The following is an 11721-nucleotide window of genomic DNA, read 5'->3' on the forward strand; positions in this document are numbered from 1 at the left end:
TTCAGGATGGGGTACATGCGACTGCCCGCGACCGCTCGCGCGGCCCTGGCCGCGACCGCCGCCGCCCTGCTCGTCACGCTGCTGCCGGCACGGCCGGCCTGGGCGCACGAACGGCTGCTGTCCAGCGACCCGGCCGACGGCGCGAGCGTGACCACGCCGGTCACCGCGGTGACGCTGACGTTCAACGCGCCGGTCAAGTCGCGGTTCAGCACCGTCGTGGTCACCGGCGCCGACGGCGCGGGCCACGCGCAGGGCGCGCCACGGGCGGTGGACGCCACCCTGGTCCAGGCGGTCGGCGCGCTGCCGCCGGGCACGGTGCGGGTGGCGTGGCGGACGGTCTCCGCCGACGGCCACCCGATCGAGGGCCAGTTCACGTTCACCAACGCGGCGCCGCCGCCCGCGAGCGCCGCCGCGTCGCCGAGCCCGGCCGCGGCGGAGTCCGCCACGGCCGCGTCGAGCACGGGCGCGTCGAGCACGGCGGCCGACCCGCCGGCCTCCGGCGGGCAGGACTCGCCGGCCCCGGCGTGGTGGTGGATCGTCGCCGCGGTCGTGCTCGTGCCGGCGGCGGCCGGTGGCTGGCTGTGGTCCCGGCGCAGGCGCGGGGCGGGCGGCTGACCGGGCGGGGCACGCGGACGCCACCACCCGGTGGAGCCGGCGGTCAGCGGCGTTCGGCCTCCGCGGCGGCCGCGCGCAGGAAGGCGTTGTACCGCGCCAGGTCGTCCTCCTCGCCGGTGGCCTCGGCCCGGTCCGCGGCCCGGTCCAGGCGGCGCTGCTCGCGCTCGTCGGCGCGGATCCACCGGACCACGAGCAGCAGCAGGATCGCCGCGGCGGGGATCTCACCGAAGCCCCACGCCAGCCCGGCGCCCACGTGCTGGTCGGCCAGGAGGTTGTCGGCCCAGGCCGGGTGGACGGCGGTGTACCAGTCCGGGGCGATCACGGTGCGGGACTGCATCAGGGCGAGGCCGAGGAAGGCGTGGAAGGCCATGCCGGCGAAGTGCACCAGCACCAGCAGCGGCGGCGGGACCGCGCGCCGGCCGGGGTCGACGCCGATGAGCACCCAGTAGAACAGGAACCCGGCCGCCACGAAGTGCGTCAGCATCGCCAGGTGCCCGAGGTGGTAGCGCATCAGCACGCCGAGCAGGTCACTGAAGTAGAGCGCGTACAGGCTCACCACGTACAGAGCGAGCGCGACGAGCGGATGCGACAGCAGCCGCGCCGGCCGGCTGTGCAGGGCCAGCATCAGCCAGTCCCGGGCACCCCGGACCGCCGGGTCGGATGGCGGGCGCAGGGTGCGCAGCGCCAGGGTGATCGGGGCGCCGCCGACCAGCAGGATCGGCACCACCATGCCGAGCACCATGTGCTGGGCCATGTGCGCGGAGAACAGCACGTAGGCGTAGCGGGCGAACCCGCCCACGGTGAACAGGCCGAGCAGCAGCATCCCGGCCATCCAGCTCGAGGTCCGGGCGACCGGCCATCGGTGGCCGCCCCGCCGCAGCCGCCACACGCCGGCCGCGTACGCGCCGATCCCGGCCGCGACCGCGGCCAGGAAGAAGGCGTCGGCCAGCGGCGGCCAGAACACCCGCACGGCGCTCAGCGGCGCGGGCGCGGCGAAGCCGAGCAGGTCGGTCACCGGATCGGTCTGGACCGGATCGGCGGGTACCGGCGCCGGCGTGCGCGACAGGGCCACGGCCAGGCCGAACGTGGCGGCGAACAGCAGCAGCTCGCCGGCGGCGAGCCGGCGCAACGCGCCCGGCCGCCCGGCCCGCAGCGCGGGCAGGGTGCGGGTGCGGTGCACGGCGCCGAGGACCCCGGCCGCGACGAGCGCGGCGGTCTTGCCGAGCACAAGGAGGCCGTACCGGGAGTGCCACAGCTCCTCCACCGCGCCGAGCCGCACCGCCGCGCTGGCCAGGCCGCTGAGCGCGACCGCCACCCAGCACCCGAGGGCCAACCGGCGGTAACCGGCCGCGGCGACGCCCAGCACCCGGTCGGAGCGCAGCACCAGCAGCGCGGCCAGGCCGCCGGCCCAGAGCGCGGCGGCGACGATGTGCACGGCGAGGCTGGTCACCGCGACCTGATGATTCCCGGCCCCGGCGGCGTGCCCGGTCAGCGCCGGCGGCACCAGCCCGGCGCACGCCAGCACCGCCACCACACCCGCGGCCGTGCGGGTCAGCACCGCCCGGCACGCCACCGCCACCACCACGGCGAGCACCGCCTGGATCAGCGCGGACCGGCCCTGCGCCACCGACCAGGCCAGGCTGCGCACGCCCGCCCACGACACCTGGCCGACCGGCATACCGAGCAGGTCCGACAGCGTCAGCGGCAACATCACCACGCTGGCCAGGGCCCAGCCGCCGGCCCACCACGAGGCGCGGCGCAGCAGCCGGTAGGCGGCCGGCCCGACCAGCTGCCCGCGGCCGCGGTGCTCGGCGCCGCCGGTCGCCGCACCGGGCTCGCCAGGCTCGCCGGGTGGCGCGGCGGTACCGGGCAGCAGGAACGCCGCCGTCACGCACCAGCCCACCGTCAGGGTGCCGAACACGTCGACGGCCGCCCGGGTCACCGGCAGGCCCCACCGCGTCCACCCGCCCGGGTCCGGCAGGCCGGGGATGCGGCCGCCGGCGACCGCGCCGCCGAAGCGCAGGGCCACGATCAGGGTCAGCAGCAGCCCGGCGACCGCGACGGCGGCCAGGAGGAGCCGCCGCGCCGGGGACGCCGGCACATACCGGTGCAGTAGCGTGAACATCGTGCGGGTGGTCGTCGCCCGCGCCTGATCGGTTCCCGCGACGGTGCGATCGTTGGAAACCTCACGGCCCGGCCGCCGGCGGAGTGCTGTCCCGCGCGCGGCGGCGCACGCATGAACGCCGGCGGCCCGGGTATGGCGCGTGCCGGGACACCCGAGCGACGGGACGAGGTGCCGCCATGGGCGCTTGGAACAAACGCGACGACATGCTCATCCACACGGCGGAACCGTTCAACGCCGAACCGCCGCCGGCCGCGCTCGCCGGACACCCGATCACCCCGACCGACACCTTCTACAGCCGCAACCACGGAGACATCCCCCGGATCGACCCCGCCACCTGGCGGCTGAGTGTCGATGGGCTCGTCGAGCGTCCGCTCGAGCTGTCGCTGGCCGACCTGCGGAGCCGGTTCGAGCACCACACCGTGGTCGCGACCCTGGCCTGCGCCGGCAATCGCCGCGGCGAGCTCATGGCCGTCCGTGACATCCCCGGGCAGACGCCCTGGCGCTCGGCGGCCATCTCCACGGCCCGCTGGACCGGTGTACGGCTGCGGGACGTCCTGGCCGCCGCCGGCCCGAGCGGCGAAGCGCATCACATCGCCTTCACCGCCGCCGACCGTGCCACCGGCATCGAGCCCTCCCAGCCGTTCGGCGGCTCCGTCCCGGCGGACAAGGCGACCACCGACGAGGTCCTGCTCGCCTGGCGGATGAACGACGAACCGCTGCCCGCCGCGCACGGCGCGCCGGTCCGGGTGATCGTGCCCGGCTACGTCGGCGCCCGCAGCGTCAAGTGGGTCGAGCGCATCACCGCCCAGCGGCAGCCCTCGTCCAGCTACTTCCAGGCGTTGGACTACCGGATTCTGCCCGCCGAGACCGATCCCGGCACGGCCCCGGCCGGCAGCGGACTGTCCCTCGGCGTCGCGGCCCTCAACTGCGCCATCCTCACCCCGTCCGACGGCTCCCACGTCCTCGTCGGCCCGAACGTCGTCACCGGCTACGCGACCGCCGGCGAGCACCGCGCGGTGGCCCGCGTGGACGTCTCCGCCGACGGCGGCAAGACCTGGCGGGTGGCCGACATGGACTCCCCGCCGGGTCCGTGGGCCTGGGTGTTGTGGCGCGCCGGCGTCAACCTGCCGCCCGGCCGCGTCGAGATCACCGCACGGGCCTGGGACTCCAGCGCCGCCACCCAGCCCGAACACCCCGAACCGCTGTGGAACCCGCTGGGCTACCTCAACACGTCGTGGAGCAACGTCCGCCTGATCGCCGCCCTGTAGGGCGGTCCGCCCGGACAGGTCGGTCCACACAGGACCCAAGGTTGCCATGGGTGCCAATGACGTCACGGCCGGCGAAATTCGGGAAGTAGTATGGTTCATGATCGCTTTCATTCGCGAGCTACTGCTCCGCTGGGTCTCCGTTGTTCCCGTGCTCGCCATCGTGGTGCTGGTGTTCACCTGGGAACGCAGCCTGCCCGGGTTCGTCATCGCGGTGGTCGTCGTGCTCCTGGCCGGCGCGGTGCTGGCGGCCGTTCACCACGCGGAGGTGGTGGCACACCGGGTCGGCGAGGTCTTCGGTTCGCTGATCCTCGCGGTCGCGGTCACGATCATCGAGGTCGGCATGATCGTCGCGCTCTCGATCGACGGCGGGACGAAGGCACAGACCCTGGGCCGTGACACCGTCTTCGCGGCCGTCATGGTGACCTGCAACGGCATCGTCGGCCTCTCGCTGCTCATCGGCGCCCTGCGCCGGCACGTGGCGGAGTTCAACGCGGAAGGCGCGGGCGCCGCCCTCGCCACGGTGATCACACTGGCCACGATGAGCCTGGTCGTGCCCACCTTCACCACGACACACGCGGGGCCGCAGTTCTCCCCGGCCCAGCTGGCGTTCGCCTCCGTCGCCTCGCTCGTCCTGTACGGGCTGTTCGTCCTGGTGCAGACGAAGCGGCACCGCGACTACTTCCTGCCGGTCGCGGCCGAGCAAGACTTCGTCAACGTCGACAAGGAGAGTGCGCGGCCGTCGGTCAACGCGGCGCTGATCAGCCTGGCGCTGCTGGTCGTGGCGCTGATCGCGGTCGTCGGCGACGCCAAGATCGTATCGCCGGCCATCGAGGCCGGCGTGGAGGCCGCGCGCCTGCCGCAGTCGGTCGTGGGCGTGGTCATCGCGCTGCTGGTGCTGCTGCCCGAAACGGTCGCCGCCGCGCGCGCCGCGCAGCGCGACCGGGTGCAGACCAGCCTGAATCTCGCCTTCGGCTCGGCGATCGCGAGCATCGGGCTCACCATCCCGGCGATCGCCGTCGCCTCGATCTGGATCGGCCAGCCGCTGGTGCTGGGCCTGGGTGGCACGCAGATGGTGCTGCTCGCGCTCACCGCCGTCGTCAGCGTGCTCACGGTGCTCCCCGGCCGCGCCACGCTCATGCAGGCGGGTATGCACCTGCTGATCTTCGTCGCCTACCTCTTCCTCGCCGCGAGCCCGTGAACCGTGGTCGCACGGGCCCGGCGGCGAGCGGGAGGGCGCTCGCGCGCCGGTCAGACGTTGCGGCGGTACTGGCCGCCAACCTCGAAGAACGCGTCGCTGATCTGGCCGAGGGTGCAGTACCGCACGGCGTCCATCAGGGCCTCGAAGACGTTGTCGCCGTGGCCGGCCGCGGTCTTCAGGCGCTCCAGCGCCGCTGGGGCCTGCGCCGCGTTGCGGGTCTTGAAGTCGGCGAGCCGGCGGACCTGCGAGTGCTTCTCGTCCTCGGTGGCGCGGGCGAGCTCCAGGCCGGTCGCCGCCTCGTCGCCGCCGGGCGCGCCGAGGAAGGTGTTGACCCCGACGATGGGCAGCGACCCGTCGTGCTTGCGCTGCTCGTACAGCATCGACTCGTCCTGGATGCGGCCGCGCTGGTAGCCGGTCTCCATCGCGCCGAGCACGCCGCCGCGTTCGGAGATGCGGTCGAACTCGGCCAGGACCGCCTCCTCGACAAGGTCGGTGAGCAGGTCCACGATGTACGAGCCCTGCAGCGCGTTCTCCGTCACGGCCAGGCCCCATTCGGCGTCGATGATCATCTGGATCGCCAGAGCGCGGCGCACCGACTGGGCGCTGGGGGTGGTCACAGCCTCGTCGTAGGCGTTGGTGTGCAGGCTGTTGGCGTTGTCGTAGATGGCGCACAGCGCCTGCAGCGTGGTGCGGATGTCGTTGAAGTCCATCTCCTGGGCGTGCAGCGAGCGGCCCGAGGTCTGGATGTGGTACTTCAGTTTCTGGGAGCGCTCGTCGGCGCCGTAGCGCTCGCGCATGGCGACGGCCCAGATCCGGCGGGCGACCCGGCCGATGACGGTGTACTCGGCGTCCATGCCGTTGGAGAAGAAGAACGACAGGTTGGGCGCGAAGTCGTTGACGTCCATCCCCCGGGCGCGGTACGCCTCGACGTAGGTGAAGCCGTTGGCGAGGGTGAACGCGAGCTGGCTGATCGGGTTGGCGCCGGCCTCGGCGATGTGGTAGCCGCTGATGCTGACCGAGTAGAAGTTGCGCACCCGGTTGGTGATGAACCACTGCTGGATGTCGGCCATGCAGCGCAGCGCGAACTCGGTGGAGAAGATGCAGGTGTTCTGGCCCTGGTCCTCCTTGAGGATGTCGGCCTGGACGGTGCCGCGCACGGTGGACACGGTCCGCGCCCGGATCGTCGCCGCCTCGTCCGCGTCCGGCTCCCGCCCGTGCTTGGCCGTGAACTCCGCGGTCTGCTGGTCGATCGCGGCGTTGAGGAACATCGCCAGGATCGTCGGCGCCGGCCCGTTGATCGTCATGGAGACCGACGTCTTCGGGTCGCACAGGTCGAAGCCGGCGTACAGCTCGCGCATGTCGTCGAGGGTGGCGATCGAGACTCCGGAGGTGCCGACCTTGCCGTAGATGTCGGGGCGCCGGTCGGGGTCGCGGCCATACAGGGTCACCGAGTCGAAGGCCGTCGACAGCCGCGTCGCCGGCTGGCCGGCGCTGAGCAGGTGGAACCGCTGGTTGGTGCGGAAGGCGTCGCCCTCCCCCGCGAACATGCGGGCCGGTGCCTCGCCGGTGCGCTTGAGCGGGAAGACCCCGGCGGTGAACGGAAACGCGCCGGGCAGGTTCTCCGCGCGCAGGAACCGGACCAGCTCGCCGTCGTCGCCGTCGCGGGGCAGCGCGACGCGCGGGATGCGGCTGCCGGAGAGGGTCTGGCGGGTCAGGGGGCTGCGGATCTCCGTGTCCCGGACCTTGTAGACGAACTCGTCGCCGCGGTACGCCTCGCGGGTCGCCGGCCACGCGTCGAGCAGTTCGCGGACGTCGCCGGAAAGCTCCCGCTCCGTCGCCTCCAGCAGCCGTGCGACGGCCTCCTCGCCGGGCAGCAGGTCTCGGGCGGTGGTGAGGTGCTGGCGGCGCCGGGCGACGGCGGCCTGCGCTGCGGTGGTCGCGTGGTAGCCGCGCACCGCTTCGGCGACCTCCGACAGGTATCGCTCCCGGCCCTTGGGCAGCGCCGACGTCAGCCCGGTCGACACCCGCCCGGCGACGGGGGTCAGCACGCCCGGGAAGCTGGGGAACCCGTGCCCGGACAGCAGTTCCTTAAGGTGGTGGTACAGCGCGGTCACCCCGTCGTCGCCGAAGCGGGCGGCGCTCGTGCCGAAGACCGGCATGTCATCCCATGGCGTGCCGAACTGTTCGCGGTTGCGCACCAGCTGCCGGGCGACGTCGCGCCGCGCGTCCTCGCCGCCACGGCGCTCGAACTTGTTGATCGCCACGACGTCGGCCAGGTCGAGCATGTCGATCTTCTCGAGCTGGCTGGCGGCGCCGAAGTCGGGCGTCATGACGTACAGCGAGACGTTCGAGTAGCCGGTGATGGCCGCGTCGCCCTGGCCGATGCCGGGCGTCTCGACGATGACGAGGTCGTTGCCGGCAGCCTGGCACGCGGCGACGACGTCGGCCAGGTTCGCGGGAACGGTGCCGTCCTGCACGCGGGTCGCCAGCGACCGGAAGTAGACCACCCCGGGCGCGATGCTGTTCATCCGGATGCGGTCGCCGAGCAGTGCCCCGCCGCCGCGCCGCCGGGTCGGGTCGATGGCGATCACGGCGACCCGCAGCTTGTCCTCGCAGTCGCGGCGCAGCCGCCGGACCAGCTCGTCGGTCAGCGACGACTTGCCGGAGCCGCCCGTGCCGGTGATGCCGAGCACCGGCACGGCGCTGCGGCGGGCCGCCTCCCCCACCGCGGCGGCCAGGTCCGGGTCGGCGCCCGCCTGCAGCGTGGTGATCGCCCTGGCCAGGGCCGTCTCGTCGCCGGCCAGCAGCGCCGCCACGTCGACCGGGCCGCGCACCGGTTCGGTGTCGCACTCGCGGATCAGCACGTTGATCATGCCGGGCAGGCCCAGCCGCTGGCCCTCCTGCGGACTGAAGATGCGCACACCGCGCTCGCCCAGGGCGGCGATCTCCTCCGGCACGATCACGCCGCCGCCACCGCCGTAGACCCGCACGTGCCCGGCGCCGCGCTCGGCGAGCCGGTCGACGAGGTACTCGAAGTACTCGACGTGGCCGCCCTGGTACGACGAGATGGCCACGCCCTGCACGTCCTCCTGCACCGCCGCGGTGACGACCTCCTCGACGCTGCGGTCGTGCCCGAGATGAATCACCTCGGCGCCCTGGGCCTGCAGCAGCCGGCGCATGACGTTGATGGCTGCGTCATGGCCGTCGAAGAGGCTCGCCGCAGTGACGAAGCGGACGGGATTGGCCGGCACGTGGAGACTCATGGGCTAGATAGTAGGGTGTCCAACTATCTGACGTCCACACAGCCCGCCGGACCGCTATCATGACGTTCGTGTCGACCAACAGCGGCCTTCCCCTCGACCCCATCGCCGAGGCACGCCGGCTGTGGGCCGAGCACGGCTGGGCACACGCCGCCGACGGCATGGCCGCGGTCACGTCCCTCATGCGCGCCCACCAGATCGCGCTCGCCCGCGTCGAGGCGGTGCTCAAGCCCCACGGCGTGACCTTCGCCCGATACGAGGTGCTGATGCTGCTGCACTTCAGCCGCAAGGCCTCGCTGCCCATGGCCCTCATCGGCGAGCGGCTCCAGGTGCACCCGACCAGCGTCACCAACGCCGTCGACCGCCTCGAGGCCGCCGGGCTCGTGCGGCGCACCCCGCACCCGGCCGACCGCCGCTCGACGATCGTCGAACTGCTCGACGCGGGGCGCGAGCTCGCCGAGGCCGCGACGGCCGAGCTCAACGCCGAGGTCTTCGCCGCACCCTGGCTGTCACCGGCGACCGACGGCTCGCTCATCGAGGTGATCACGGAGCTGCGCCGCAACGCCGGCGACTTCTGAAGCGGCCGGGCGAGGACGCGGCCGTCGTCCCCGCCGCGCCGAATCCATCCGTCGCCCAGCCGGTACGGCACCCGCCACCAGGCAAAACGTTCGCGACACGCTGCAGAACGCCATGCCGCCACGCGCACCTTGTCAGTTCCCCTCAGGGGGTTCACCTACGTTTACGCAGCCGTTATGGTCATGACGTTCGCTGCGTCGGCTGTCACTGTGGAGGGTGACACCGCGGCGGACCCGCTGAGTCGTGCTCGCACGAACCGGGGAACCAAGCGTAACTGGGGTGAATCCGAGCGGCCACGCGCCGTGAGGTAGGGCGATCCTCCCGCCCGAATCCGTCAGCTAACCCGGTAGGCGGTATCGGAAGGAGCATCGCGTGCACACCCTCGCATGGCGTCACACCTCGACCCGCGGCCCCGCAGGCCGGCCGGCACAACAAGGGCATCGTCCGGTCCGGTAACCGTTCCCGGCGCGCGCACCGGCCGCACCGGCACACCAGGCACCCCACCTCAACCATCCCCTGTGGACGGTCGATGGCCCGTGCCCTGGGTCCGTGCCGGCCCGGACCACCGGCGCCGCGTCCGCAATCCAGCAGCAGCCGCGTTCTCACCACATCTGTCGAGGTTTTCGTGAAGCACCGCAAGCAACACCGCCCACCCGCCGTGAGGTCGTCCCATGCCGGCCGATGAGACCGAGCCGCGCCGGCGCGGCCTCCGTCACCTGCGACGCTACCGCCGCGGCCGCCACTCGGCGGCCCGCCCGAGGATCGGCCTGTACTCGGCCGGGGTCGTCGCGTTCGCGGCGATCGGTGTGCTGTTCCTGTCACCGGGCACCACACCGGACAACACCATGGCGCAGGCCGAAACCGCGTATCAGAACGACCCCGAGCGGGTGGCGGACGCCGAGAACCGCGCGTCCCGTCGCGACGCGCGCCGGGGCGACGAGCCCGGCCGGCAGCCGTCGTCCCCGGCCGGCACGCAACCGCAGCAGTCACCGGCACAGAACCCTCCGTCACCGGCGAAGAGCACGGCGGCGGCACCGCAGCCGGCCGCGTCGTCGCCGACGGTCCACGCTCCCATCGGCGGGCTGAACCAGACCGAGATGAACAACGCCGTCGCGATCATCCGGGCCGGGCAGCAACTGGACCTGCCGCACCGCGCCTTCGTGGTGGCGATCGCGACCGCCTTGCAGGAAAGCCATCTGCGCAACCTCGCGAACCCCAACGTGCCGGCCTCGCTCAACGTGCCCAACGAGGGCGTCGGGAACGACCACGACTCGGTCGGCCTGTTCCAGCAGCGGCCGAGCTGGGGCAGCGTCACCCAGCTGATGGATCCGGCCGAGTCCGCGCGCCGCTTCTACGCGGCGCTGATGAAGGTCTCCGGCTGGGAGCAGATGCCGGTCACCGTGGCGGCGCAGACGGTACAGGTGTCGGCGTTCCCGGACGCCTACGCCAAGTGGCAGACCCTCGCCGAGCAGATCGTGATCGCCGTCGCATAGTGCGAGCCGCCGGCTGCGGCGCCCGGCGGGGCGCCGCAGCCGCAGGCTCGGCGCGCTCTTCCTCCTCCCGGCCGCACGGAAGTTCCCCGCGGATGGCGGGAAACTTGCGGTACATGGCAATCTCGCCACTGTCGGCCCGCGGCCGGCGGTGCGAGGCTGCACGGGCGACGGAAGGGGGCGGGATGGCCGAGCGGAACCACCGCGTGGTCGTGCTGGTGCTCGACGGGGCGAAGCCGCTCGATGTGGGCATCCCGGCCCAGGTGTTCACCAACCGCCCGAGCATGCCCTACGCGGTGCACGTGTGCGGCGCCGCCCCGGGCCTCGTCGCCGGGGGCGACGGCCTCTCCTACCACGTGGCCGAGGGGCTCGACGCCTTCGCCGCCGCCGACACGATCTTCATCCCCGGCTACCGGCACCCCGACCGGGAGCACCCGCCCGCCGAGGTCGTCGCCGCCCTGCGCGCCGCGCACGGCCGAGGGGTGCGGCTCGCGGCCATCTCGACCGGCGCCTTCGCGCTCGCCGCGACCGGACTGCTCGACGGCAAGCGCGCGACGACGCACTGGCATTACACGCACGAGCTCGCCCGCCGGCACCCCGGGATCCGCGTCGACGAGGACGTGCTCTTCGTCGACGAGGGCGAGGTGCTCACGTCGGCCGGCGCCGCCAGCGGCATCGACCTCTGTCTGCACCTCGTGCGCCGCGACCACGGCGTGGCCCTCGCCAACCGCGTCGCCCGGCGCCTCGTCGCCGCGCCGTACCGCAGCGGCGGCCAGGTGCAGTACATTCCCCGCAGCGTGCCCGAGGCCGCCGGCGAGCACTTCGTCGCCACCCGCCAGTGGGCCCTCGAACGGCTCGGCGAGCCCCTCGCGCTGGGCGACCTCGCCCGTAACGCCAACGTCTCGGCGCGCACGTTCTCGCGCCGCTTCGTCGAGGAGACCGGTTACACGCCAACCCAGTGGATCCTCCGCGCCCGCGTCGACCGGGCCCGCGAGCTGCTCGAGCGCAGCGACCTCGGCGTCGAGCAGATCGCCGCCCAGGTCGGGCTCGGCACCGGCGCCAACCTGCGGCTGCACTTCCAGCGCATCCTCGGCACCTCGCCGAGCGAGTACCGGCGCACGTTCGCCCGGCCGGTGCCACGCGCGTCCTGACCGGATCGGGCCGGTGACGAGCCTGGCGCGATCCTTGC

The 11721-nt window shown here is 73.3% G+C and carries 8 protein-coding genes and 1 riboswitch; of the genes, 6 read left to right on the forward strand and 2 right to left on the reverse strand.

Annotation, left to right across the window (positions count from 1 at the left end):
* Positions 1 to 15: 15 nt before the first annotated feature.
* Positions 16 to 615, forward strand: a complete 600-nt coding sequence (locus ABT297_RS26290) for a copper resistance CopC family protein (RefSeq protein WP_350554268.1) — start codon at positions 16 to 18, stop codon at positions 613 to 615.
* Positions 616 to 658: 43 nt separating this feature from the next.
* On the opposite strand, the gene ABT297_RS26295 is transcribed toward ABT297_RS26290, so the two are convergent.
* Positions 659 to 2740, reverse strand: coding sequence for a bifunctional copper resistance protein CopD/cytochrome c oxidase assembly protein (locus tag ABT297_RS26295; RefSeq protein ID WP_350554270.1), 2082 nt, complete (start codon positions 2738 to 2740; stop codon positions 659 to 661).
* Between the two features lie 176 nt (positions 2741 to 2916).
* Between ABT297_RS26295 and ABT297_RS26300 the strand changes: the two genes are divergently transcribed.
* Together ABT297_RS26300 and ABT297_RS26305 are read left to right on the forward strand one after the other, a co-directional pair.
* Positions 2917 to 4008 (forward strand): sulfite oxidase, encoded by a 1092-nt coding sequence (locus ABT297_RS26300; RefSeq protein WP_350554272.1) that lies wholly within the window; start codon positions 2917 to 2919, stop codon positions 4006 to 4008.
* 97 nt (positions 4009 to 4105) lie between these two features.
* On the forward strand, positions 4106 to 5206 hold the full coding sequence (locus ABT297_RS26305; protein WP_350554274.1) for a calcium:cation antiporter: 1101 nt from the start codon (positions 4106 to 4108) through the stop codon (positions 5204 to 5206).
* Positions 5207 to 5256: 50 nt separating this feature from the next.
* Here ABT297_RS26305 and icmF read toward each other — a convergent pair whose 3' ends face one another.
* Positions 5257 to 8469: a fused isobutyryl-CoA mutase/GTPase IcmF gene (gene icmF, locus ABT297_RS26310; protein WP_350554276.1), complete on the reverse strand. Its 3213-nt coding sequence runs from the start codon at positions 8467 to 8469 to the stop codon at positions 5257 to 5259.
* A gap of 68 nt (positions 8470 to 8537) precedes the next feature.
* On the opposite strand from icmF, the gene ABT297_RS26315 reads away from it, so the two are divergent.
* From ABT297_RS26315 to ABT297_RS26325, 3 genes are all read left to right on the forward strand, one after another.
* On the forward strand, positions 8538 to 9044 hold the full coding sequence (locus ABT297_RS26315) for a MarR family winged helix-turn-helix transcriptional regulator (protein WP_350554278.1): 507 nt from the start codon (positions 8538 to 8540) through the stop codon (positions 9042 to 9044).
* Between the two features lie 222 nt (positions 9045 to 9266).
* Positions 9267 to 9410: riboswitch (cyclic di-AMP (ydaO/yuaA leader) on the forward strand.
* A 303-nt stretch (positions 9411 to 9713) separates the two neighbouring features.
* Complete coding sequence (locus ABT297_RS26320; RefSeq protein ID WP_350554280.1) at positions 9714 to 10535, forward strand: hypothetical protein; 822 nt, start codon at positions 9714 to 9716, stop codon at positions 10533 to 10535.
* A gap of 182 nt (positions 10536 to 10717) precedes the next feature.
* Entirely contained in the window at positions 10718 to 11683 is a 966-nt protein-coding gene (locus tag ABT297_RS26325) for a GlxA family transcriptional regulator (protein ID WP_350554282.1), read from the forward strand.
* Positions 11684 to 11721 lie beyond the last annotated feature (38 nt).

This window comes from Dactylosporangium sp. NPDC000555 (assembly GCF_040300025.1).
Classification (GTDB): domain Bacteria; phylum Actinomycetota; class Actinomycetes; order Mycobacteriales; family Micromonosporaceae; genus Dactylosporangium.